Consider the following 23,334-nt stretch of genomic DNA (forward strand, 5'->3'; position numbering starts at 1 on the left):
CGACCGCCCTGTGAACAGCGGTGGTTGCAACGCATCGGCTGACCCTCCCACCTCAGCACACGACGGCCGCCCGGTCCGCCCCGGGCCCGGACCTTTCACAAGGGAATGGGGAGCCTCCTCTTCATCCGGCACGGCGGCCGGCAGGGGCAGAATCCGGCCTTCCGACACATGGATTTAACCTGAAGGGCACATGACAATGTAAATCTCTGCTTCGCCACCTGACGCCCCGCCAACTGCCTTGGCGGGGGCGGTGCCTGCCAAGAGGTATCCCCCACACCATGAGAATCTCCCCACACGCCCCCTGGGTCGCCGGGCTCGCCGTAGCGGCCCTGGTCCTCGTTCCGGCCACTGCGTCGGCCGGCTCGCAGCGGACTGCGGCTCCCCACGCCGACGCGGCTGCCACCACCACGGCCTCGGTCGACTCGTACTACGCGGCCGCCGAGGGCAAGACCGGAGCCGCGCTGAAGACCGCGCTCCACGACATCATCAAGAACCAGTCCAAGGTGACCTACGACGGCGTGTGGAACGCGCTGAAGGTGACCGACCAGGACCCGGCGAACCCGAACAACGTCATCCTCGTCTACTCGGGCCGCTCCCAGTCCAAGTCCACCAACGGCGGCGGCGTCAACGACTGGAACCGCGAGCACGTGTGGGCCAAGAGCCACGGCGACTTCGGCACCGCGACCGGCCCGGGCACGGACCTGCACCACCTGCGCCCCGAGGACGTCACGGTCAACAGCACGCGCGGCAACAAGGACTTCGACATGGGCGGCAGCCCGGTCTCGGAGGCCTCCGGCAGCTTCACCGACTCCGACTCCTTCGAGCCGCGCGACGCGGTCAAGGGCGACGTCGCCCGCATGCTGCTCTACATGGCCGTGCGCTACGACGGCGGCGACGGCTTCGCGGACCTCGAGATGAACGACAAGGTCAACAACGGCACCGCCCCGCTCTTCGGCCGCATCTCGCTGCTGAAGCAGTGGAACCAGCAGGACCCGCCGGACGCCTTCGAGCAGCGCCGCAACCAGGTCATATTCGACACGTTCCAGCACAACCGGAACCCGTTCATCGACCACCCGGAGTGGGTCAACTCCATCTGGTGACCCTGACCGGGACCCGGGCCGGCAGCCGCCGCCCGACCGGGCGCGGCCTGCGAGGGTTGGGCCGCGCCAGGTCGGGTATTCGCAGGCCAGAGGCTGCGGTGCGCGCCGCCCGGCGACGGCAGCCGATGGAGGTCGTCATGGACGGAGCCGGACTGTCCGACCGCGAGCGGCGCGCCCTCTCCGCGATCGAGGCCGATCTCAAGGGTGACCGCTCCCTCGTCCGGATCCTGCGCTCCGCACACACACGCCCGCGTCACCGCACCCTGGCCGCCTGCCTTCTCGGTGCGGTGACGCTGGCCCTGCTGGTCGCGGCCTCGGTCACCGTGTCACTACCGCTGATCTGGGGTTTCGCCGCGGCCTGGACCCTGACCGTGATCCTTGCCCTGCCGCTGCTCGGCCAGTGGATCCGGCGCCGCTGGCAGCGCACGGGCCGCCCGTAGCGGCGCCTGCGCCCGCACGGGTCACCCCGGAGGCTGGAGCCGGTCGGCGAGGGCCTTGAAGTCGGCCCAGGCGGGCTGCGGCGGGCGGCTGTCCCAGACCTTCTGGGACAGTGCCGCCAGGGGCAGCCGGATCCCCTCGGCGACCTGGGCCTGGGTCTGGGCGCCGGCCAGGTCGCACCACACGGCGAGCCGTGCGCCGAGTATCTGCGCCGCGTACCGGGCGGGCACCGCGGTGGTGCCGCGCAGGACGAGCGGGGTCCACTGCTCGTAGATCCGCTTGCCGGTGGGGTACGTGAACTGGTTGGGCTGGCCGAGCACGTAGTACAGGTACTCGTCGTTGAGGTTGACGACCTTGCGGCCCTCGCGCAGGTACTCCAGCGGCGGCCGGGCCCCGAGCTCCTTGCCCGTCCAGTACTCGACCTGGATGTCCTTGGCCGCCTGGACCACGCCTCCGGTGAAGAAGCCGTCGTTCCACGCCTTGGGCACCTTGCCGGCCGGACGCACCACGTCCGCCCGGTCGTTGAGCCATCCCTCCGCCAGGTCCTGGATGCGCGCCGAGGGGCCGTACTTCTGCTGCGCCGCCCGCGCGAGCTGCGGGAAGGAGGCCTGCGGGTCGCGGTAGACCAGCGCCTGGTACTCGTCGGCGCCCAGGTGCCAGAACGCGCCGGGGAACAACGGCAGGTACTCGCGGAGCAGCTCGTCGATGAGCTGGGCCGAGGCCGGGTTCGATATGTCCACGGCGCCCTTCACGGCCCGGCCCTGTACGTCGCGCAGCTGGAGGGCGGGGTAGGCGCGCAGCACGGCGCCCAGGTGGCCCGGGGAGTCGAGTTCGGGGACGACCGTGATGTGCAGGCGGGCGGCGAGGGCGTTGATCTGCCGGACCTGGGCCTTGGTGAGGTGGGGCGTGGAGACGATCTCGGGGTGGGTGTCGGACTGGATCCGGAAGGCCTGGTCGTCGGAGAAGTGCAGGCCGAGCTGGTTGAGCTTGAGGTCGGCCATCCGGCGCAGCTGGTCCTCGATCCAGCCCACGGTGAAGTTCTTGCGGGCTATGTCGAGGTTCAGGCCGCGCTGGGGCTTGGCGGGGGCGTCGCGCACGGTGCCCTCGGGGGCCGAACCGGCGGACTTCACCGCTTGTTTGAGGGTGCGGGTGCCGTAGAAGACCCCGGCCTCGTCCGGTCCGGTGACCCGGACCCGGCCGCCCTGGACGGTGAGGGTGTACGACTCGGGCGCTCCGGAGTTCTTGGTGCCGAGGGCGAGTTCCACGTCGCCGGGGCGCGCATCCGCCGTCTCGGCGAAGCCCATGCGCAGCTCGCCGGCGAGTAGCCTCCCCTCGTCGGCGAGGGCCGCGGCGTTCGCCGGCGGTACGACGACCCGCGCGGCGGCGGCCGGCTTCCAGCCGGGGCCGCGGGCCGGGATGTGCTCCCGTACGGCCGGGATGGTGCGCGGGGCGGTGGACAGCGCGTACGAGGGGGTCGGCGAGGGGGCAGGGGCCGAGGTGGCCGGCACCGAGGCGGTGGCGGCACCGGCGGCGGAGCCCGTGGTGCCGTCGCCGGCGGGGGTGCGGGCCCCGTCGGAGGCGGCCGTGCAGCCGGGCACGGCAAGGGAGACCAGCGCGGCGACGGCTGCCGTCACGAGGACGTGGCCTTTGCTGAGCTGCCTGGACCGGATCTGCCTGGACTGTCGCATCATGCACCCCTGTCCCCCGTACCAACGTGGCACGGGGGACACGGGCGCGCGACCCGGAAGACCCGGGCGGGAGCGTCAGACCAGCGCGCCGAGGGCGGCCGCGGCGAAGGCGTGGTCCTGCCCGGGGGCGCCGCCGCCCACCCCGAGGGCGCCGATGAGCCGGCCGTCGCGGTGGACGGGCAGCCCGCCCGCGATGAACAGCAGCGGCCGGTCGAGGGCGGTCGGCAGGGTGTGGAACGGCCCGCCCGGCTGGACGGCGTCGACGAGGTCGGCGGTCGGGGCGTCGAGCTGGAGGGCGGTGAAGGCCTTGCGGGTGCTGGTCTCGCCCGAGATCAGCACGGCCCGGTCGTCGCGGCGGAAGGCGAGCAGGTGCCCGCCGGCGTCGAGGACGGTGACGCTGACCGTGACCCCGGCCTGCTCGGCGGCGGTGCGGGCGGCAAAGACCAGGAGCTCGGCGTCCTCGGTGGTCAGCGGGGCGACGGCGGTACGGGTGGGGGCGGTGGCGCTGGACATGCGGGGTTCTCCTGAGTCGGGGTGCACGGGGTACGGGGGGTGTCGTGGATCAGTGGTGGGCGGGGACGGGTACGGCGGCCGGGGCTCCGGCCGCGACGACCCGGCCGCCGTCGGGGCGGGCGGCCGTTCGCCGCTCCAGCGCGCCGGAGACGAGGGCGAGGAGCAGGGCGGAGGCGGCCAGGGCCGCGCCGACCCAGTTCGGGGCGGTCCAGCCGAACCCGGCGGCGATGACGAGCCCGCCGAGCCAGGCGGCGAGCGCGTTGCCGAGGTTGAAGGCGCCGATGTTGACGGCGGAGGCCAGGGTGGGGGCGCCGGCGGCCTGGTCGAGGACCCGTTTCTGCAGCGGCGGCACGGTCGCGAAGCCCAGCGCGCCGATCAGCACGATCGTGGCGGCGGCGCCGGTCTTGGTGTGGGCGGTGAGGGTGAAGACGGCCAGGACGACGGCCAGGGCGCCCAGGGAGACGTAGAGCATCGGCATCAGCGCGCGGTCGGCGAACCGGCCGCCGATGAGGTTGCCGGCGACCATGCCGAGGCCGAACAGGACGAGGAGCCAGGTCACGGAGGTGTCGGCGAAGCCGGCGACCTCGGTCATCATCGGCGTGATGTAGGTGATCGCGGCGAAGACTCCGCCGAAGCCGAGGACGGTCATGGCCATGGCGAGCAGCACCTGGACGTTGCGGAAGGCGGCCAGCTCGTGGCGGATGCGGACGCCCTCGGGCCGGGGCAGCTCGGGGACCAGCCTGGCGATGCCGAGCAGGCCGAGGACGCCGAGGGCGGCGACGATCAGGAAGGTGATGCGCCAGCCGAGGGTCTGCCCGACGAGGGTGCCGAGCGGGACACCGACGACGTTGGCCACGGTCAGGCCGGTGAACATCATGGCGATCGCGCCGGCCTTCTTCTCGGGCGCGACCAGCCCGGCGGCGACCACGGAGCCGATGCCGAAGAAGGCGCCGTGGGCGAGGGAGGCGACGACACGGCCGGCGAGCATGACGCCGAAGGCGGGGGCGAGCGCGGAGAGCACGTTGCCCGCGATGAACAGGCCCATGAGCAGCATCAGCATGCGCTTGCGGGGGATGCGGGTGCCGAGGACGGTCATGAGCGGGGCGCCGAGGACGACGCCGAGGGCGTATCCGGTGACCAGGAAGCCTGCGGTGGGGATCGAGACGCCGTAGTCGGCGGCGACCTCGGGGAGCAGACCCATGATCACGAATTCGGTGGTGCCGATCCCGAAGGCCCCGATGGCCAGGGCGAGGAGTGCGAGAGGCATGAGGGTGCCCTTCAAGGAGGAGGGGGCGGAGCGGTGGTGCTGGTGCAGTCGGGGGTGGCGCTTGCCGTCGCTGCTTACATGCGCCCACATTAATTGCAGACGCCGAATATTTGCAAGCGCGGGCTATTGCGGCCGTGGCCTATCCTGGGAGGGCACCTGTGGGGACACAGGGAGTCCGGGCAACGGGGACACGGTTCGAAGGAGCAGCCCATGACGGCCACCGACAGCGCACTGACCGGCCTCGCCCAGGGCTGGTGCGCCCTCTCCCTGCTGCACGGGCGGATCGAGGCGCACATCGAGCGTGCCCTGCAGGCCGGACACGGCCTGAGCGTGCGCGAGTACTCGCTGCTGGACGTCCTGAGCCGCCAGCACAGCGGCCCGGGCGGCCACCTGCGGATGCACCAGGTGGCCGACTCGGTGGTGCTCAGCCAGAGCGCGACGACCCGGCTGGTCAGCCGGCTCGAGGACCGCGGGCTGCTGAACCGCTACATCTGCGACACGGACCGGCGGGGCATCTACACCGACGTGAGCGAGGCCGGCCTGGCCCTGCTGGCCGCCGCCCGGCCGACCCACGACACGGCACTGCGCGAGGCGCTGGACGAGGCGGCGCGCAACCCCGAACTCGCCCAGCTGGTCGCAGCCGTGAAGAACACCCGGTCTAGCTCTTAGAGGGTCCCGCGCTCGGGGGCGGTGAGGACGGCACGGGCGAGGACGACGGCACGGCGGACGGGGGCACGGACCTCGACGGCGGGGCCGCGGAACGCGCGCCCGAAGGGGTCGCAGTCGGCCCGGGCGGCTGCGCCGAGCGGGTCCCGGGGGCGCTGGACGGCCGAAGGGACGGCACCACCGACGGATGCGGACTGCCGGTTCCCGTACGGGAGTCCGGTGTCGGCCCGGGGCCGGTGATCTCGGGCGGCGAGGCCGGCGGCACCGGGCGGGGCGGGGCGGTGTCCGGGGCCAGTACGAGGTACACGGCCACGGCGGCGGCAGCCGCGGCCAGTCCCGCCAGCGGCAGCGCGAACCGGCGCAGGTTCAGCCGCAGCCGCGCGACCGGCAGCCGCCGCAGGTGCGGACCCGGCGGATCCGCGGGGCGCAGCTCGCGGACGGTGATCCCGCCCGCCCGGGCGTCGAGGGCCTGGCGCAGCCTGCGTTCGACGGGGCGTTCGCCGTGCGTCATATCCGTCCCTCCAGAATCCGTTCCAGCGCGTCCAGGGCGCGGCTCGCGTTCGACTTCACCGCGCCCCGGCTGATCCCGAGGGTGGTCGCTATCTCGGCCTCGCTGAGCTCGGCCCAGTAGCGCAGTACGAGGACCTGCCGGCGGCGCGGGGTCAGCCGGCCGAGTGCGGCGAGCACCTCGCGGTGTGCCTCGTCGAGGACGACGTGGTCCTCCGCTGACGGGATGTCGGCCGCCGCGGGCGGGGTCCATGCGCGGGCCGTGCGTCTGCGGCGCAGGACCGACCGGGAGGTGTTGACGACGGCCGTGCGCAGATAGCCGAGCGCGTTGTCGACCTCGCTGATCTGCTCCCCGTGGCGCCGGTACAGGGCCGTGAAGGCGTCCTGGACCACGTCCTCGGCGGTGGCCAGATCATCGACGAGCAGCACGGCCAGCCGGACCATGCGCAGCCGGTGTGCGTGGTAGAGCTCGGAGACGGTGGGCTGCGGCGCATCCCCGCGCAGGGCGGGTTCGTACGCCGGCCCGGACCCGGTCCCGTGGTAGCCGGGAACGTGCGGCTGCGCCGGCGTCGGCGGGGTGGCGCGCTCGCGGCGCAGCAGCAACGACCACAAGCCCCGCCACGCCCGGCCGAGGCCGGGCGTGAGGGGGCGTGCGGACGGTACGGGTGGAGCGAGGTGGAGCACGGTGTTCCCGGATTCCTAGCCGTTGGCGCGGCGGCGGACGGCGTAGAGGGTGCCGGCGCCGGCGGCGATGAGCGTGGCGGCACCGGCGCCGATGGCGGCGGTGGTGGCGGAGGAGCCGGTCTGCGCGAGCTCGTCCCCGGCCGGCGAGGGGGCCGCCGTGGGCACCGCGCTGGGCTGGGCCGTGGGCTGGACGCTCGGTGCGGACGTCGGCGGCAGGCTGCGCGACGGCGTCGGCCGGGCGCTCGGCGCCCCCGTCGGCGGGACGCTGCGCGAGGGGGTGGGCGCGGCGCTCGGCATCGCGCTCGACGGCGCGCCGGGGGCGGCCGACGGAGTGGCCGAAGCCCCCTGTGCGGCGAAGGCGGGCCCGGCGAGCGCGAGGACCGCCCCGGCGGCGGCAGCGGTGACGGCCGCCCGGCGGACGGTCAGGGGGACGCGCTTCAGGTTCATCACAGTGGTTCTCCACGGTCGGGTCACGGTCGGTGCGAGGACGCGGAATGCCGCCCTTCACCCCCGCACGACGCGCGACCCCCGGGGAGGTTGCCGCCGATTGAGAAAAACTTTCCTGCGGGCCGTCAGGCCGTGGGCAGCGGGATCCTGCGGACCACCTCGAAGCTGAGGTTCCCGTACGCGGTGAAGAAGGCGGCGGCCGCGAGTTCGGTGGCACCGCCCGGGTCGCGGGCGAGGACCTTGGCCCGGCGGGCCGTCCGGTCCAGCTCCGGCGCGTGCCGGCGGCCCAGCCGGACGGTGCGCGTGACCCCGTCGGCCCGCACGTTCAGGAAGCAGTCCCAGGTGCCCGGCGGGATCGGCCCGCCCCCGGCCACCGTGGTCAGGTCGAACTCCGCCAGGAAGCCGGCCATCGCCAGCTCCGGATCCAGCTCCGTCAGCTCCGGCGCGGGGCGGGCCTGGACCGGGACGAGGTGCTCGCTGCCCGTCTCCCGCGCCCGCAGTACGAGCTCGCTCTCCATGCGGCCGGTCCCGAGCGTCTGGATGTAGGCGTGGCCGGTCAGCCGTACGCGGCCGCCCTGCCAGGTCAGCGAGGCCAGCCGGTGCAGTGTCCTGAGCTTCTCGGTCACGTCGAAGAGCACGTCCGGCAGGCCCGCCGCCGGATCGCGGAACAGCGGGTAGCAGCGGTAGACGCGGCCGCCCTCGACGATCTCCTGCGGCGCCGGTTCCTTCGCCGGGTCGTACTCCATCAGCTGCTCGAAGGCGGCCAGCGGGCCGCAGGCGAACGCGTAGAGCCGGATCCAGTCGATCCGCGGCAGTTCGCCGCCCATGTCCGGCTTCCAGTACGTCTGCACCAGCGTCCGCGCCCGCTCGTACACCTCGGCCGTGAAGCGGGGGTTCTCGTGGCGGGCCTCGACGGCCGGCCGCAGCGCCGTGCGCAGCAGGCTGCGGAAATGCCGGCCGAGCATGCGGCGCCGTCCCACCGGGTCCTGCACCCGCTCGGCCACCAGGGCCATGACGCGCTCGATGTGCGCCACAGTCTCGCCCGCGGTGCGGGCGCGGGCGGTGATGTTCTGCCCGTCGTCGCGCAGGCGCAGGAAGTAGCAGTCGTAGTCGCCGACGACCGAAATCTTCCCGGCGGCCAGGAACACCCCGGTCACGAAGACCTGGTCCTCGCCGTACCAGAGGTCGTCCGGGTAGCGCAGGTGCGCGTCCTCGATGACCTGGCGGCGTATCAGCTTGGCCGAGTGGAGCGAACGGTAGACCTCCGAGGTGTAGAGGTCGGCTTCCTCGGCGTGCCGGTGGGCCTTGTCCGACACCGTCCGGCCGAGTCCGACCTGCTTGGCGAGCACGACGTCGCTGCCCTGGGACTCGGCCATGTCCAGCAGCCGCTCGAGTGCCTCGGGGCCCAGGTAGTCGTCGGCGTCGAGGACGAAGACGTACCGGCCGCCGGCCAGGTCCAGGGCCCGGTTGCGGGGCCCGCCGGGGCCGCCGGAGTTCGGCTGGTGCAGGACGCGCAGCTGCGGGTACCGGGCGGCGTAGCGGTCCAGTTCGGCGCCGCTGCCGTCGGTGGAACCGTCGTCGACCGCGACGACCTCCAGGCGGTCGGCCCCCAGGGTCTGCCCGAGCACCGAGTCGAGGCACTCGTTCAGGTAAGGCATCGCGTTGTAGACGGCGATGATCACGGATATGTCGGGGACGGACGCGTGGTGCATGCACCCGAGCATAAAGTTCGCCCCCGGCGCCTCCGGAGGCGGTGTCCGCAGGAGGCCGGGCGGGAGGCCCCGCCACGCAGGAGGGGGTGCTCAGCGGAGCCGGCCGAGGGCCCGGCCGAGGAGGGCGACGCCCTCCTCCAGCTCGCCCGGCGGGCCCGCCGCATAGCCGAGGACCAGCCCCGGGGAGCCCGGCCGGACGCGGTGCCAGGACAGCGGGTGGGCCTTGACCCCGAGGGCCAGGGCCGCCGCCGCGAGGGCGGTGTCCTCGAAGGCCGCGCCGTCGAAGGTGACCATCAGGTGCAGGCCCGCCGCCGCGCCGTGGACCCGGGCGCCCGGCAGGTGCGCGTCGACCGCCCGGAGCATGGCGTCGCGTCGGCGGCGGTGGCGGCGCCGGACGAAGCGCAGATGGCGCTCCAGTTCGCCCGATTCCATCAGCCGGGCCAGCACCAGCTGGGCGAGGACCGGATTGCCGAGGTCGGCGTAGCGTTTCGCGGCGACCACGGCGTCGCGCAGGCGCGGCGGGACCAGCAGCCAGCCCAGGCGCAGCGCGGGGGCGAGCAGTTTGGACACGCTCCCGGCGTAGCAGACGCCTTCGGGGAGCAGGGCGCGCAGTGCGGGGACCGGTGCGCGGTCGTAGCGGTGCTCGGCGTCGTAGTCGTCCTCGATGACGAGTCCCCCGGCCGCCGCCCAGCCGAGCAGCTCCCGGCGGCGCTCCCCGTCGAGGACGACCCCGGTCGGGAACTGGTGCGCCGGGGTCAGCAGCACCGCACCGGCTCCGCTCGCCCGGAGCGCGGCGGTGTCGAGCCCGCTCCCGTCCACCGGTACGGGCACCGTCTCCAGCCGCCCGTACTCCAGCTGCTGCCGTGCGCCGAGCGAGCCGGGGTCCTCCACCGCGACGCGCCGTACGCCGTCCTCGCGCAGCACGTGTGCCAGCAGGCCCAGTGCCTGGGCGACTCCCGCGACGACGACGACCTCGTCGGGGTCGGCGCGAATCCCGCGGTTGCGGGCCAGCCAGCCGGTGACCGCCGCCCGGAGAGCCGGCGTGCCCTGCGGGTTGCCGTAGCCGAAGTCGGCGGAGGTCAGCCCGGCCAGCACGCGACGCTCCGCCTGGAGCCAGGCCGTACGCGGAAAGGCGGTGAGGTCGGGCACCCCGGGCGAGAGGTCGATCCGGCAGGGCACACCCCGCAGCGCATCGACGAGCGGCCCGTCGGCCTGCGGCCCGAACGGCCCGGGCGGCAGGCCGGTTCCGAGCCGGCCAGCGGACCCGAACGCTCCGGCCGGGGCGGACGGGCCCGTCGGGGCGGACGGATCCGGGGCGCGCCGGGCCGCCTTGGCCGGCGGGGCGGCGACCACGGTCGTGCCCGCGCGGCCGTGGCCGAGCACCTGGCCCGCGTCGGCCAGCCGCTGGTAGGCCTCGGTGACCAGGCCGCGGGAGACACCGAGCTCCGCCGCGAGCACGCGGCCCGCCGGGAGCCTGCTGCCCACCGGCAGCGTGCCGTCGGCGATGGCTGCGCGGATGCGGGCCGTCAGCCATGCGGTACGGCCGCCCGGCGGCGCCTGGCCGATGTCGAGCTGCAGGAAGTCCGAGCCGCCGGCGGACTCCGCCCTTTTGGACCCCTTGGATCGATGCACTTCGGCACTGTCCATGAGTCCAATGCTGGCAGAGCCTGGGCCGTGTGAACACCTCCCCCGGCGCGCCGCGTGACCTCGCCCCCGGCACCATCGGCATGGTGCTGGTCGGCAGCAGCGTCACCGTCTCGCGTTCCCTGGTCCACGCCCCGCTGTTCGCCACGCAGGCCGTCCGCTACGCGGCCGCCACCCTGCTCCTTCTCATGTTCGCCCGGGTCGCCCGGGTGCCGATCCTGCGGCCTCGCGGCCGTGAGTGGCTGTGGCTGGCCGGGATCGCGGCCACCGGGCTCGTGCTGTTCAACGTGGCCGTCGTACGCGGCGTCGCGCATGCCGAACCGGCCGTGATCGCCGTCGCGGTGGCCTCCGTACCGGTCCTCCTCGGGCTGCTCGGCCCGCTGCTGGAGGGCCGTCGCCCCAGCCGAAGGATCCTGGTGGCGGCCGTGGTGGTCGTTGCCGGGGCCGTCCTCGTGGAGGGGACCGGCCGGACCGACGCCGCCGGGGTGGCCTGGGCCGCGCTCGCGCTCGCCTGCGAGGCCGCGTTCACCCTGCTCGCCGTACCCGTGCTGCGGCGGCACGGACCGTGGGGGGTGTCCGTGCACGCGGTGTGGCTGGGGGCCGTGATGCTGGGGGTGCTGACGCTGCTCACCGGACGTCCGGCCGGTCTGCCGGCCGTCGGTCCGGTCCAGTGGGCGGCGGTCGGGTACCTCGCCGTCATGGTGACCGCGGTGGCGTTCCTCCTCTGGTACCGCACCGTGGCCGCCGTCGGCGCAGGCCGGGCGGGGCTGCTGACCGGGGTCGCGCCTCTCGCCGCGGCCGCCATCGGCGCGCTCTCGGGCGGCGGGATGCCGGGGCTGCCGGTGTGGACCGGCCTGATCGTGGTGGTCGCCGGACTGGCGGGCGGACTCCACAGCCCGCAGCCGGGGCCGCCCGTACGCAAGGAGCCGCGGCCCGGGAGGGACACGCACCAGCCGAAGGGCCGGGCGCCCGCGTCCCCTTGAGGGCCCCCGGCCCGGTGGATCACAATCCGCAGATGCCGACGCCCCTGCACCCCAGTGTCCCCTCCAGCAGCCCTCCGTACAGCAGTTGGATGCGGTACTTCTCCCCCACCGCCAACCACCGGCGGCTCGGCCTGGTCTGTCTCGGCGTCGGGATCCAGCAGGGCCTGCTTCCCGTGGTCGGACCGCGCGCCCTGGACCACCACGTCGCCGTGGTCGTCACGCGGGGGCGGGGCTGGTTCAGCCACGGCGGGCGCCCGCCGCAGCCGGTGTGCGCGCCCGCACTGCTGTGGCTGGTGCCGGGGGTGGAACACCACTACGGGCCCGATCCGCAGACCGGCTGGGACGAGTGCTTCGTGGACTTCGCGGGCCGCAGCGTGGAGGCGTACACCGACCTCGGCTACGTCACCCCCGACCGCCCGCTGGTGCCGCTGAGCGGGACGGAGGGGGTACGGCACGTGGTCGACGGGATCGTCCGGGCGGCCCGGCGCGGCGGCCCGCTGCTGGAGGTGGAGGCCGCCGCGGCCGTGCACGGACTGCTCGTGGCGCTGCGCTACGCCCGCGCCGAGGTGTCCCGGCACGGGGACGCGGTGATGGACGCCCTGGCCCGGGACGCACTGCTGCCCATCTCGGTGGCCGAGCACGCGGCCCGTCTCGGGATCCCGCTGCCCGAACTGCGCGGGGCCGTACGGCGCAGCACCGGGGAGGGGGTCAAGGAGTACCTCCTCGGGATCAGGCTGAGCCGGGCGAAGGAGCTGCTGGCCCGGACGGACCTGCCCGTCGCCGGGGTCGCGCGGCGGGTCGGTTACGAGGATCCGGCGTACTTCAGCAGGCTGTTCAGCCGCCGGGTGGGCATGGCTCCGGTCCGCTTCCGCGCCCAGCAGTCCGTGCGGGGCCCGGTCCGCTGACGCCGCGGGTTCACCCTGGAGCAGGACTTCCGGGTCCGCTTCGAACGCGAGGTGCAGGCGCCGCCCGCCGCGTGCAGGTACAGGGTCCCGGCGTACCTCACCGAAGTGACGCCCTGGAAGCGGTGAACGACTGTGGCCGGTACCCCACGTTGAGCTCCGCGACCGACGTCCACGGGTTGCCGGCCACCTCGCTCGTGGCCTTGAGCCTCACGTAGCGCGCGGTGCGGGGCGTGAACGTGACGTCCTGCTGGGCCGTCGTGTTCGGGAAGGTCCCGGCGGCGGCCGCCGTCCCCCAGTTCACCCCGTCCGTGGACGTGAACACCTGGTAGCCGGCGATGCGGCCGTTGCTCTGCGTCTGCCGGGGCAGGCAGTGCAGAGCCGAGACGTCGTACGAGGCGCCCAGGTCGAGGGTGATCTCGTGCGGCATCGGCGCGGTGGCCGCGTACCACTGGGTGTGCCAGATGGTGGAGGCGTCGCCGTCCAGGACGTTGGCGGCGGCGCCGTTCTCGCCGGCGGTCTCCTGGCTGTCGACGGCCCTCACGCTCATCTGCGACTGGGGTACGAGGAGTTCACCTCCGCCTGCCGGTCCGAGGTCGTCCACCGTCAGGTCGTCGAGGACCAGGTCGGCCTCGTTGTGCGAGTCCTCCGGAGTCACCTTCCGTACGCCGATCCAGGCGTCGGCTCCGGCGGTGAACGTGGTGCCGAAGTCGGTGGGCGTACGGGCCTGGTCCAGCGCGGTGGCGGTCTCGGTGCTGCCGGAGCCGGTGACGAACCGGTAGTCCCCGCCGAAGCCGCTCTCGTAACGGAAGGCGACCTTGTACGCGTGCCCCGGGGTCAGCCGCAGCGTCTGGGGCAGGGTGCGGTAGACGAGTCCGGTCCGCTCCTCGTGTGACTTGAGGGAATTCTGCCCGCCGATCACGTCGTCGACGAGCTTCCCGTTCCAGCCGGCCTGCGTGTACGGGGCGTTGCGCTGGGCCAGGTGGGTGCGCGGGTCGGTGGCGGAGCCGCCCGCGCCGCCGAAGGCGAAGGGGCCCCAGCCGGCGTCGGCGTTCTCGAAGTCCTCGGCGAAGGTGTGGCCGCCGAGCGGGGTGCGGGCGGAGCGGACCACGCGTACGTCGTCCAGGTGGACGGTGCCGGACCCGGCCGCGGCGGAGAGCTTCAGGGTGGCGGTGGACTGGCCGGCCGGGACGTCGAAGAGCACCTTCATGCGCTGCATCCCCGTGCCGTTCTTCTCGCTGCCGCCCAGGTTGTTCACCAGGGGGGAGGAGTCGGCGTACTCGGAGGCCGCACCGCCCCCCGAGGGGGTGACGGTGAGGGTGGCGGCCCGGCCGGTCGGGGTGGAGACCCAGACGGAGGCGGCGTAGGTGCCGGGCATCAGGCCGGTGAGCTGCTGGGAGACGGCGGGTGCGGTCCCGGCGGCGAAGGTGAGCTCGTTCTGGCCCTGGGCGTTGCGGGCGACCGCGGCCCCGGTCCCGGCGACCGTCCAGGCGTTCAGGTTGCCCGCGTAGAAGGAGGGGTCCTTGACCGGGGTGCCCTCGCCCCACTTCGGGTCGGCCTGGGCGGGCGCGGCGCCGTCGGTGACCACGTAGGCGGTCTTCGCGGCGGCGTTGACGGTGATCTGGCCGCCGGTGACGGCGAGGTCGCCGACGAGCCGGCGACCGGTGTCGGTCAGCTGGTAGAGCTTGGGCGCGGACCAGCCTGCGGGCAGGGTCCAGGTCGTGGAGCCGCCCTTGTCGTTCCAGTGGTACAGCTTGCCGTCGCGCGGGAGCAGGTAGCTGCCGCCGCTGAGCACGGTGCGCCCGCCGGTGGTGATCTTCCGGGTGTTGCCGGTCGTGGTGGCGGTGGTGCCGTTCGCGAGGGTGACCGAGTTCGCGGTCCACTTCACCACCGGGGATTCCTGGAGGTACTTGGTCGGCAGGTTGACGGCGAAGGTGGTGTTCAGGAAGGCGGTGTAGTCCTTCTTGCCCTGCCAGCCCTCGTACGCGGTGAGTTCGGCGCCGCCGAGGAGCGGGTCCCCGGCGATCCAGTCGTCCTTGGCGTGGTTGGCGATGAACCGGGCGATGGTGGAGTTGATGCCCTTGAGACCGCTGCCGCCGTAGTCGACGTCGGCCGCCCAGTGGTGCCAGAGGGACTGCTCGGTCAGGGTGTTGGGGAACTCGGTGGCGAGCTGGAGGCCGAGCCCGCCGATCTCCCGCTGGAGTCTGCGCGACACGTACCCGTCCCCGTACCAGACGTCCACGTACAGGAAGTCGAGCCCCGGCGCGGCCGTCTTGAGGTCCTGCAGCCGCTTCAGCCGCTCGCCGGACTGGCCGTCCTTCCGCGTGTCCACGTAGTACGACTGGTCGAGCCAGTCCCAGCCGAGTCCGCCGCTCTGGTGGGCCGGGTCGAAGGTCGCGGAGACCGGGTACTCCTCGGTGGCGTTGATGTGGACGCCGAAGTCGGCGTTGTAGGCGTGGCCGGCGGTGGTGAGGGCGTTCAGGTCGGTGGCGCCGCCGAGCCTGGAGCCGATGTTCTTGTAGTCCATGTGCGCGGAGTCGTGGCCCTCCGAGGCGTACCCCTTGAGGAGGACGAACTGGCCGAGGCCGTCGGTGGCGAGGCCGACCCGCTTGGTCTCGTCGAGCGTCTCGGCGAAGGGGTGTGTGGCCTGGGAGGCGAAGTTGAAGGGGATGCGCTGTACGACCCGGTCGGCGGTCTGCTGCCATCCGGTGGGCGGGGTCCAGATGTCGCGGTAGGCGACGGCGGCGTCCTGCCAGTCGACGGTCGCGTCGCCGTTGCGGTCCCCGGTGATCGCGATCCGCACGTACGGGAGCGGCTCGGTGTCGGTGTCGGCGGCGCCGGCGGCCCGGTAGAGCCAGGCTCCGCTCCACAGTCCGGCGCGGCGGTAGCCCCCCTTGTCGGTGACCCGTTTGCTGATCCGGCCGTTCTCCCGGGCAGTGCCGCCGGAGGGGGTGTCGTAGAGGGAGTTGGAGTCGATGGCCGCGGCGACCCTGGCGGTGCTGGCGAGCCCGTACATCACGGTCGTCGCGGCGGGGTCCACGGGGGTGCTCGCGGTGACGGGGGTGAAGGTGTCCCCGGTGCCGGTGGTGGCGGTGTGCATGTTCGCCGTGGCCAGCGCGGCGCCGGGCTGGTTGCTGCGGACGCTGACGAGGGTGTGGTCGGGGATGGCGAGACTGCGGACGCGCAGGGCGGGGGTGTCCTCGATCGCCGTGACCTTGAACTCGACGACCGAACCGGTCACCGAGAGCCGGGACCTGACGGTCACCCCGGAGAACGACAGCGCGTAGTCCACCGCGGAAGCGGACGGGGTGACGGTCACGGCCGGGGTGTACGCGGTGCCGTTGACCACGATCGTGGAGAGGGTGTCCTCGTTGCCGTTCAGCACGTCCCCGGTGGCCCGTCGGGTGTAGCCGACGACCCGGGGGAAGGCGCTGTCCACGGTCACGGACAGCTCGCCCGAGCCGATCGTCACGGGTGCGGCGTCCGCCGCCGCGGCGGCGGGCGCGGGCACGGAGACGACCAGGGTGACGAGGAGACCGGCGACCGCGGCTGCTGCGGTCGGCCAGAGGGGGGTACGCATCGGGCCTCCGGGAGTCGGCGCTTCCTTGGCGGAAGACCGCACGGCACGGAGGCCCGCGGTCCGCTCACTGACCTGTCAGCTTGCGGACCGCACCGCCGCAGGCCCATGGACAAAGCAGAGCCCCGTCCTGGACTTACGTGGCGGATGAGATATCAGGTGGAGGCGGGCGTGATCACGACGGCCGTCCCGTACGCACACACCTCGGTCCCGACGTCGGCGGCTTCGGTCACGTCGAAGCGCATCGTCAGGATCGCGTTCCCGCCGCGGGCCTTCGCTGCCTCCATGAGCCGCTCCATGGCCTGGTTGCGGGTCTCCACCAGGGTCTTGGTCAGGCCCTTGAGTTCGCCGCCGATCATCGACTTCAGGCCTGCGCCGATCTGGCTGCCGAGGTGGCGGGAGCGGACGGTGAGGCCGAAGACCTCACCGATGACCTGCTCGACCCGGTAGCCGGGGACGTCGTTCGTCGTCACGACCAGGACGCCGGTCTGCTGGGCCGCCGGGCCGCCGCTGTAGTCATCGATACCCATGGGACCCACTCTGGCGGCGTGCCCGGGCCCCCGCATCCGGAGGGGGTCCGATCCGGCCGACCCGCCGGCGACCGGGGTCAGGGCAGTCGGGCGACGAGGCCGGGCACGGCCCCGCGTGCGCCCGTACGGGTGGTGGCCTGCCCGCGGCCGACTGCCTACCATGGGCGGTCACCTCAGCCGGAGGGACAGCGCCCATGGAGTCGTCGCAGAACCCGTCGGAACACCCGCCCGCACCCCCGCCGACCCCCCTCATCGACATGCACACCCCGAGCGTCGCCCGGATGTACGACTGGCTGCTGGGCGGGGTGGAGAACTACGCGAGCGACCGCGAGGCCTGCGCGCGGCTGCTGGAGATCGCCCCCAGCACCCAGCTCCTGGCCCGCAACAACCGGGCGTTCCTGCGGCGCGTCGTGCGCATCCTGGTCGAGCAGTACGGGATCCGGCAGTTCCTCGACCACGGCTCCGGGCTGCCCACGCAGGACAACGTGCACGAGGTGGCGCAGCGGGCCGATCCCGCCTGCAAGGTCGCGTACATCGACAACGACCCCATGGTCCTGGCGCACGCCCAGACGACCCTGCACGAGGACGGCCGCACGCTCGTCCTGTCCAAGGACCTGCGCCTGACCCGGCAGATCCGCCAGGACACGGACCGCTTCCTGGACTGGGACCGGCCCATCGCGGCGCTGTTCGTCTCCGTGCTGCACTGCCTGCGGGACACGGACGACGAGAACGATCCCGCGGCGGTCGTACGGAACACCGCCGCGCAGCTGCCGCCGGGCAGCTTCATGGTGATCTGCCAGCTCGTGAGCGACGATCCGGTCGTCCGGCGCGACGTGACGCGGCTCATGGACGTGACCACGCACGGCACCTGGGGCCGGGTACGGGAGAGCCACGAGGTGCGCCGGTACTTCGACGGCCTGGAGATCCTCGGGCCGGGGCTCGTCGACGTGGTCGACTGGCGGCCCGACACCCCGCCGCCGCCCCCGGGGAACCGGCCGCGGGACTGGGTGGAGTGGGGCGGGGTCGGCCGCCTCTGAGCCCGGCCGGCCTGCTCTTGCCGGCCCCCTAGGGGGTGTCGCCGCCGTCGCTGAACTGACGCTTCGCCTCGAGGATCAGGCTGACGCTCTCGTCCTTGGAGGCGGCCACGTTCCGCAGGTTGCTGAGGGCGTTGCGGTGGTCGTCCAGGGCCCGCGGCCTCGTCACGTAGTTCGCGCCGTTGATGTGCTCCACGTACGCCAGCTCGGCGTGCTCCCCGTCGCGGAACTTCAGGTGTGTGATCGGGTAGGGCGGTGTGGCCCCGTACTCACGGGTCATCCGGAGGATGCGGATGCCCACCTTGTCGGTGTCTCCGGCGCGCAGCAGGTGGTCCAGCTGCTCGTGCATCACGGCGGCGTTCCCGCAGCGGCGGTGCAGCACGCCTTCCTCGAGCAGGGCGGTCACCCGTGGCAGCGGGCCGTCCATCAGCCGCAGCTGCCGTTCAGCGCGCAACTCGACCACCCGTTCGACCTCCTCGGGGCCGGCGCTGGGCATGACCGCCCGGACCATGTACCGGGCGTAGTCGCGGGTCTGGAGGATGCCGGGGACGACGAGGTTCTCGTAGACGCAGATCTCCTCGGCGTCGCCCTCCAGCTGGATCAGGCGTTTGAGGAAGTCGGGGGTGACGTCGCTGAACTGCTCGTACCACTCGGCGTCCTGCGCGTGTTCCAGGAGCCGTTCGATCGCCCGCATCTCTTCGGCGTCGACGCCGTAGTACCGGGCGAGATCCCGTACGTCGCGCGGCTTCGGCGGGCTCTCGCCGCGCTCCAGCCGGCTGATCTTCGACACCGAGCTGCGGATGACCGGAGCGACCTGGCGCAGGGTCAGGCCGCGGGCCTCGCGGCACCTGCGCAGTTCCCGCCCCAGCAGGCGGTAGGCCGCCGCCCGGGCCGGATCGCTCCCCATCGGCAGGACGGGAGCGACCGGCTCGGGCAGCGGCTCAGGGAGGGCGGGCATCAGGACTCCCTATGACTGGGGCAGTGGTCCGTCACAGCATGGGCCGCCCCCTTCCGCCCCTCAAGCCGTGGCCTCGGCCTGAGGCGTCAGCCGGTCAGATGGTCGAATTCCGCATGTTTGGCGCCGTCGACGAACGCCTCGATCTCGGCAGTCGTGAACACCAGGGCCGGACCGTCGGGGAAGCGCGAATTGCGCATCGCCACGGCGCCGCCCGCCAGGGCGGCGACCTCCACGCAGTTGCCGTTGCCCACGCTGGCACTGCTCTTCACCCATACCGCGCCGGAAATCTCGCTCGCCACCACGCCGTTTTCCACCTGCATGATCGGACCCCTCCTCGTCGGACGCGCCCGACCGTGCGAACCGTTGTGGGACCGCACGACGAGCACTGACAGAAATGCTAGCCAGATGCAGGGGACACCGGAGTCCCTCGAACGGGTGCCTCGGCCGAGCGGCGCCCGGTGGTCCGACTCCGCGCCCCGAGGGGAACTGATTGGGCATTTCGGGCTAAACGGCGGTGCGTCACCGGGTCGGCACGACCCTCCCTCGCCATAGTCGACCGTGGCGACCGACTGGTTGCCGCCCCGGACCGCGGCAGACCGCGGCCGGGCGGATGTCTTCGTAGAGGAGCCTGCACATGCAGAAGCCCACCAGGACCGTCCTCGCTCTCGCCGCCGGAAGCCTGGTGCTCGGCTTGGTCGGCGCGGGCGCCGCCGCCGCGGACGCGGGCCCGACGGCCGGCACGCCGTCGCACCAGGCCGTCCTTCTCGAGCCGATGAGCGACCAGTCCGGCACCTACAACGACAAGAAGTACACCGTCGGCAAGGTCATCTCACATGGCCCGCTGAAGATCCGCAGCAAGCCGAACACACGTTCCGAGGTCGTGGGCCACGCCAAGCCGGGCCACAAGGTCGCCATCGTGTGCAAGACGTACGGCGAGTCGGTCGACGGCAACAACATCTGGTACCTCCTTCACATCAAGGAGGACCACGAGTCGCAGGACGGACACGACGAGGACGGCGGGCGCGACGAGGACAGCGGGCGCGACGAGGACGGCGGCCGCGATGAAGACGGCGGCCGCGATGAAGACGGCGGCCGCGATGAAGACAGCGGGCGCGGTGAGGACGACGGACAGCAGGACGGGCGGGGCGGGGACGACCGGCGCAGCGGGCAGGACGGCAAGGAGCACAAGAAGGCCTGGATCACCGCCCGTTACGTCAAGAACCTGGACCACGTGAAGTGGTGCGACTGACCCTTCCGGTCAGTCCGCCGGGCGTACGGCACGCGGCCCCACGCACTCCGCCCCGTACGCCCGGACCCGCTCGCGCAGTTCCCGGTCCGCCGTGACCACGACGCAGCCCCGTTCCGCGAAGGAGGCGGCCAGTTCCACGATCCGGTCGTCGCCGCTCCCCGGCGCCGGGTCCACCCGTACTCCGGGCACGGACTCGACGCCCCGGGCGGCGCCCTCGACGACGAGGACGATCTCCTCGACCGCCCCGACCCCCTCGACCGGGGCCCGCTCCGCGAGGCGGTCGCGCAGCCGCTCGGCGGCGCCCCGCCGGTCCCGCCACCAGCCGTCCGGTACGGAACCGACGACGTTCGCGGCGTCCACGATCAACACGCTCATGGCCCCAGTATGGGCGGGTCCGGCGATCGCCCGCACCGCCCGTGCGCCGGCGCCTAGAAGTCGCCGTAGTTGACCTGCCAGGTGGGAAGGCCCATCCGGCGCCAGACCGCGACCACGCGGTCCCGGTCGTCCAGTGACACCCGTACCGCGTACCGGTGGCGCACGTGCGCGTCGAACAGCTCCGCCTTCACCACGTCGTCGCGGCGCGTGTCGCCGAGCGGGCGCATCCACAGCTCGTCGTACGGCACGTGGTGCCGCTGCAGCCAGGCCTCCGTCTGCGGCCGGTGCTCCTCACCGCGCCCGGACAGCAGCACGATGGTGTCACCGTCGGCGCGCCGGAAGGCGTCCAGCGCGTACCGCACCGGCTCGTTGAGCGCGTCGATCCCGCAGCGCGAGAAGTCGTACGGGCTGCGGTCGCCGGTCAGCGCGAGCGTGCCGTCGATGTCGCACATCACCGCCGGGGGCAGCGCCGGGTCGGCCACGTACGGCTCGACCGCCGGCTGGTCGTTCAGCCACTCCGCGGTGAGCCGCCAGCCGCCCTTCTTCGCGCTCATGTGCTTGTCGTTGAGTATCCGGATGATCTCCTCGCCGACCGGCCGCTCCCGCGCGGCGTCCCGGCGCAGGCACTCCTCCACCGGCACGTCGGTGAAGTCGTGCACGACGAAGGTGGCCCGTCCGGCCACCGCCGCCTTGAGCCGCTTGGGGATGTGCGAGGTCAGGTGCGTGTTGTCGACGACCACGTCGAAGCCGTCGTCGACGGCCGCGCGCACCGCCGCGTCCTGGACGGCCAGGACGGTCTGCTCGTGCCGGTACGAGCGGCTGCGCTCCGGGTCGGGCAGGTCCAGCATGGCCCGCAGGTCGTCCAGGTTGACGCGGCGCATCCGGCCCGAGGCATCGGCCTGCAGGGCGCGCGCGGCCGTCGTCTTCCCCGAGGCCGGCAGCCCCGTCATGACGTGGACGACGGGGCGGGCGGGGTCTTCGGACACTGGTCAGTTCTCCTCATCGGTGGTGAAGGGGTCGGACGCTTCCGGCCGCACGTCCCGCCATACGACGAGCTCGGTGGACCGGCCGTCCAGGCGCAGGAACATCGCGGGACGGATCCGGCGGTCGGGCAGGGCCCGCACGGCGCGCGCGAACGCGCCCCGGTCACCGGCCAGCGGGGCGAGCCGTGCGAACGCCTCGTCGATGGCGCGCTCACGCTGAGCCGCCGCGTCCTCGAGGCGGGCGACCACCTCGCGCACCCAGCTGTCGAACTCGTCCGGCACCTGCTCCAGCAGTGCCTCGAGCGGCTTGCCGCCCGAGGCCTCGATGTCGGCGACGGTGCAGTGCAGGCCCTGCGCCAGCTCCTTGACGGGCAGGCGGGCGAACCGCTCGATGCCGTGGCTGCGCCAGATGTCCCGCTCGGTGACGCCGGTGACCAGCTTGTGGAGGCGTACGTACTCGGCCAGCTTGGCCTTGGCGCGCACGCCGGAGGCGAACCGCAGCACGAAGCCCTCGGCGTCGGTGCCGGCGGCGTTCTCACCACCGGGCAGCGTGTTCGACTCGGCCAGCGCCAGCAGCTCGGCGAGCGGCATGGCGGGCCAGACCCTGACGACGGATCCGATCCCCTGCCAGTGGACCGCGGCCTCGGCGAGCGGGACCTCGGTGCCGTCCAGGGCGAACGCCGCGAGGAGCACCAGGTCCCGCCGGTCGCCGTAGTCGACGACGATACGGTTCTGCGGGTACAGGATCTCCGCGAGGTAGGTCACGCCGGGGACGAGGGCCGAGGTGTCGCGGCCGTCGAGGTGGCGCTGGCCCCAGGTGGCCTGGGTGCTGATGAAGGATCCCTTGGACGCGACGCGCCAGCTGCCCGCGTAGTGGAAGACCACGGCGAGGCTGCCGTCGACCTTGTCGTACACCTCGAACGGCTCGTCGGGCAAGGCCGGTGCGTACGGCTGGCCGGCCTCGTGCTCGCCGACGTTGAAGAACTTCGGCAGCGGCAGCGCGACGATCGCGCCGGTGGCGTCGTCGGCGACGAGTCCCCGGCAGCGCGTGGTCACCTGGTTCCAGACGCGCCCGTACTGTGCCGTCCGCGTGTACGTGTAGATGGACAGCGGCAGTTCGGGGTGCGACTTGCGGGTGACGTGCCCGGCGTCGATGGCTGCCGCCAGCTCCTGCTGCGGCAGCAGGTCGTGCAGCGTCGGGTAGGCCTGGTTGTGGCCCATGGGTTCCTCCCGGTTCGAGATGGTTCATTCTCACGTGCGGGAGGATGTGCCCGGTAGCGAATTATCGCTGGTCCGGAGGGCTCTGGGCCAGGCGGTTGATGTCCTGGGGCCGCAGGATGCGGGTACGGACGTCGGCTCCGGGCCTCGCCACGTTGATCATCGCGCGGCCCAGCGCCTCGGTGGTGGTGACGAGGTTCGGCGCGAAGCGGCGGAGCAGCGGGAAGAGCGGCGCGGTGACCAGGTAGGCGGCGCGGTAGAGGAGGGTCTTGGAGGGCATGTTGCGGACGGGCTGCACGAGGCCGGGGCGGAACATGTAGGCCTGGAACGGCAGCTGGAGCAGGTCGTTCTCCGTCTCCCCCTTGACGCGGGCCCACATGGAGCGGCTCTGCTCGGTGCTGTCCGTCCCCTCCCCGGAGACGTAGGCGAAGGTCAGCCGGGGGTTGGCGGCGGCGAGCGGGCGGGCCGCGGCGAGGGTGAGGTCGTGGGTGATGCGGCGGTAGTCCTGCTCCTTCATGCCGACGGCGGAGACGCCGAGGCAGAAGAAGCAGGCGTCGTAGGAGGCCAGGTCCAGGTCCGGCGCGGAGAGGTCGGACGGGTCGTCCTGGATGCGCTCGCGCAGCTTGGGGTGGGAGACACCGAGCGGGGTGCGGCCGACGGACAGGACGGCCGTGACGGTGTCGTCGCGCAGGCACTCACGCAGAACACCCCGGCCGAGCATTCCGGTTCCGCCGAAGAGGATGACGTTCACGTGCGCAGCCTAGTAGTGCTTTGTTAGCCGGTCTTGTCATGTCGGGTGGTTGGTAGTTCGCTGGTTGTATGAGGGCTGGGGAGCTTGCGGCGGTGCGGGTCCGGTTGG

Annotated in this window: 23 protein-coding genes; 7 read left to right on the top strand and 16 right to left on the bottom strand. The window is 73.0% G+C overall.

What is annotated here, in order from left to right:
• The first annotated feature begins 278 nt into the window (after positions 1 to 278).
• Positions 279 to 1,100 carry an endonuclease I family protein gene (locus IF09_RS0117145; RefSeq protein WP_030296593.1) on the top strand — a complete coding sequence of 274 codons (822 nt, stop codon included), beginning with the start codon at positions 279 to 281 and terminating at the stop codon, positions 1,098 to 1,100.
• A gap of 137 nt (positions 1,101 to 1,237) precedes the next feature.
• A complete protein-coding gene (locus IF09_RS0117150) occupies positions 1,238 to 1,540 on the top strand; it encodes a DUF3040 domain-containing protein (protein ID WP_030296601.1) in 303 nt (100 codons plus the stop codon).
• 21 nt (positions 1,541 to 1,561) lie between these two features.
• On the opposite strand, the gene IF09_RS0117155 is transcribed toward IF09_RS0117150, so the two are convergent.
• The 3 genes from IF09_RS0117155 to IF09_RS0117165 form a co-directional block, all read right to left on the bottom strand.
• The gene (locus IF09_RS0117155; protein WP_106975075.1) at positions 1,562 to 3,229 is read right to left on the bottom strand and encodes a beta-N-acetylhexosaminidase; all 1,668 of its coding nucleotides are present in this window, start codon (positions 3,227 to 3,229) and stop codon (positions 1,562 to 1,564) included.
• A gap of 72 nt (positions 3,230 to 3,301) precedes the next feature.
• On the bottom strand, positions 3,302 to 3,739 hold the full coding sequence (locus IF09_RS0117160) for a GlcG/HbpS family heme-binding protein (protein ID WP_030296606.1): 438 nt from the start codon (positions 3,737 to 3,739) through the stop codon (positions 3,302 to 3,304).
• Positions 3,740 to 3,788: 49 nt separating this feature from the next.
• The gene (locus IF09_RS0117165; RefSeq protein ID WP_030296608.1) at positions 3,789 to 5,006 is read right to left on the bottom strand and encodes an MFS transporter; all 1,218 of its coding nucleotides are present in this window, start codon (positions 5,004 to 5,006) and stop codon (positions 3,789 to 3,791) included.
• 210 nt (positions 5,007 to 5,216) lie between these two features.
• Between IF09_RS0117165 and IF09_RS0117170 the strand changes: the two genes are divergently transcribed.
• Positions 5,217 to 5,675 carry a MarR family winged helix-turn-helix transcriptional regulator gene (locus IF09_RS0117170; protein WP_030296610.1) on the top strand — a complete coding sequence of 153 codons (459 nt, stop codon included), beginning with the start codon at positions 5,217 to 5,219 and terminating at the stop codon, positions 5,673 to 5,675.
• On the opposite strand, the gene IF09_RS41795 is transcribed toward IF09_RS0117170, so the two are convergent.
• From IF09_RS41795 to IF09_RS0117195, 5 genes are all read right to left on the bottom strand, one after another.
• Complete coding sequence (locus IF09_RS41795) at positions 5,665 to 6,183, bottom strand: hypothetical protein (RefSeq protein WP_051832566.1); 519 nt, start codon at positions 6,181 to 6,183, stop codon at positions 5,665 to 5,667. The genes IF09_RS0117170 and IF09_RS41795 overlap by 11 nt on opposite strands.
• Positions 6,180 to 6,863: an RNA polymerase sigma factor gene (locus tag IF09_RS0117180; protein WP_030296613.1), complete on the bottom strand. Its 684-nt coding sequence runs from the start codon at positions 6,861 to 6,863 to the stop codon at positions 6,180 to 6,182. The genes IF09_RS41795 and IF09_RS0117180 overlap by 4 nt, the downstream gene beginning before the upstream one ends.
• Before the next feature lie 15 nt (positions 6,864 to 6,878).
• The gene (locus IF09_RS41800) at positions 6,879 to 7,310 is read right to left on the bottom strand and encodes an LAETG motif-containing sortase-dependent surface protein (RefSeq protein WP_051832567.1); all 432 of its coding nucleotides are present in this window, start codon (positions 7,308 to 7,310) and stop codon (positions 6,879 to 6,881) included.
• Between the two features lie 125 nt (positions 7,311 to 7,435).
• Positions 7,436 to 9,022 carry a glycosyltransferase family 2 protein gene (locus IF09_RS40325; protein ID WP_051832568.1) on the bottom strand — a complete coding sequence of 529 codons (1,587 nt, stop codon included), beginning with the start codon at positions 9,020 to 9,022 and terminating at the stop codon, positions 7,436 to 7,438.
• A gap of 90 nt (positions 9,023 to 9,112) precedes the next feature.
• Positions 9,113 to 10,669 (bottom strand): PLP-dependent aminotransferase family protein, encoded by a 1,557-nt coding sequence (locus IF09_RS0117195; protein WP_030296617.1) that lies wholly within the window; start codon positions 10,667 to 10,669, stop codon positions 9,113 to 9,115.
• Positions 10,670 to 10,698: 29 nt separating this feature from the next.
• Here IF09_RS0117195 and IF09_RS0117200 point away from each other — a divergent pair, with 29 nt between their 5' ends.
• Complete coding sequence (locus IF09_RS0117200; RefSeq protein WP_234321031.1) at positions 10,699 to 11,649, top strand: DMT family transporter; 951 nt, start codon at positions 10,699 to 10,701, stop codon at positions 11,647 to 11,649.
• Between the two features lie 32 nt (positions 11,650 to 11,681).
• Entirely contained in the window at positions 11,682 to 12,554 is an 873-nt protein-coding gene (locus IF09_RS40330; protein WP_418953055.1) for a helix-turn-helix domain-containing protein, read from the top strand.
• 97 nt (positions 12,555 to 12,651) lie between these two features.
• On the opposite strand, the gene IF09_RS47965 is transcribed toward IF09_RS40330, so the two are convergent.
• Positions 12,652 to 16,131: an endo-alpha-N-acetylgalactosaminidase family protein gene (locus tag IF09_RS47965; protein ID WP_051832569.1), complete on the bottom strand. Its 3,480-nt coding sequence runs from the start codon at positions 16,129 to 16,131 to the stop codon at positions 12,652 to 12,654.
• A gap of 152 nt (positions 16,132 to 16,283) precedes the next feature.
• Entirely contained in the window at positions 16,284 to 16,658 is a 375-nt protein-coding gene (locus tag IF09_RS0117215) for a YbjQ family protein (protein ID WP_030296620.1), read from the bottom strand.
• Positions 16,659 to 16,852: 194 nt separating this feature from the next.
• On the opposite strand from IF09_RS0117215, the gene IF09_RS0117220 reads away from it, so the two are divergent.
• Positions 16,853 to 17,695: an SAM-dependent methyltransferase gene (locus tag IF09_RS0117220; protein WP_051832570.1), complete on the top strand. Its 843-nt coding sequence runs from the start codon at positions 16,853 to 16,855 to the stop codon at positions 17,693 to 17,695.
• 28 nt (positions 17,696 to 17,723) lie between these two features.
• Here the strand turns inward: IF09_RS0117220 and IF09_RS0117225 are convergent, their stop codons facing one another.
• Positions 17,724 to 18,650 carry a helix-turn-helix domain-containing protein gene (locus tag IF09_RS0117225; RefSeq protein ID WP_030296622.1) on the bottom strand — a complete coding sequence of 309 codons (927 nt, stop codon included), beginning with the start codon at positions 18,648 to 18,650 and terminating at the stop codon, positions 17,724 to 17,726.
• An 86-nt stretch (positions 18,651 to 18,736) separates the two neighbouring features.
• Positions 18,737 to 18,970 carry a DUF397 domain-containing protein gene (locus tag IF09_RS0117230; RefSeq protein ID WP_030296623.1) on the bottom strand — a complete coding sequence of 78 codons (234 nt, stop codon included), beginning with the start codon at positions 18,968 to 18,970 and terminating at the stop codon, positions 18,737 to 18,739.
• 314 nt (positions 18,971 to 19,284) lie between these two features.
• Between IF09_RS0117230 and IF09_RS0117235 the strand changes: the two genes are divergently transcribed.
• Complete coding sequence (locus tag IF09_RS0117235; RefSeq protein ID WP_030296624.1) at positions 19,285 to 19,899, top strand: SH3 domain-containing protein; 615 nt, start codon at positions 19,285 to 19,287, stop codon at positions 19,897 to 19,899.
• Positions 19,900 to 19,908: 9 nt separating this feature from the next.
• Here IF09_RS0117235 and IF09_RS0117240 read toward each other — a convergent pair whose 3' ends face one another.
• From IF09_RS0117240 to IF09_RS0117255, 4 genes are all read right to left on the bottom strand, one after another.
• Positions 19,909 to 20,274 carry a hypothetical protein gene (locus IF09_RS0117240; protein ID WP_030296625.1) on the bottom strand — a complete coding sequence of 122 codons (366 nt, stop codon included), beginning with the start codon at positions 20,272 to 20,274 and terminating at the stop codon, positions 19,909 to 19,911.
• A 53-nt stretch (positions 20,275 to 20,327) separates the two neighbouring features.
• Positions 20,328 to 21,260: an AAA family ATPase gene (locus IF09_RS41805; RefSeq protein WP_234321032.1), complete on the bottom strand. Its 933-nt coding sequence runs from the start codon at positions 21,258 to 21,260 to the stop codon at positions 20,328 to 20,330.
• Positions 21,261 to 21,263: 3 nt separating this feature from the next.
• The gene (locus IF09_RS0117250; RefSeq protein ID WP_030296627.1) at positions 21,264 to 22,478 is read right to left on the bottom strand and encodes an RNA ligase; all 1,215 of its coding nucleotides are present in this window, start codon (positions 22,476 to 22,478) and stop codon (positions 21,264 to 21,266) included.
• A gap of 61 nt (positions 22,479 to 22,539) precedes the next feature.
• Positions 22,540 to 23,226: an epimerase gene (locus IF09_RS0117255; protein ID WP_030296628.1), complete on the bottom strand. Its 687-nt coding sequence runs from the start codon at positions 23,224 to 23,226 to the stop codon at positions 22,540 to 22,542.
• Positions 23,227 to 23,334 lie beyond the last annotated feature (108 nt).

Source organism: Streptomyces katrae (assembly GCF_000717655.1).
Classification (GTDB): Bacteria; Actinomycetota; Actinomycetes; order Streptomycetales; family Streptomycetaceae; genus Streptomyces; species Streptomyces katrae_B.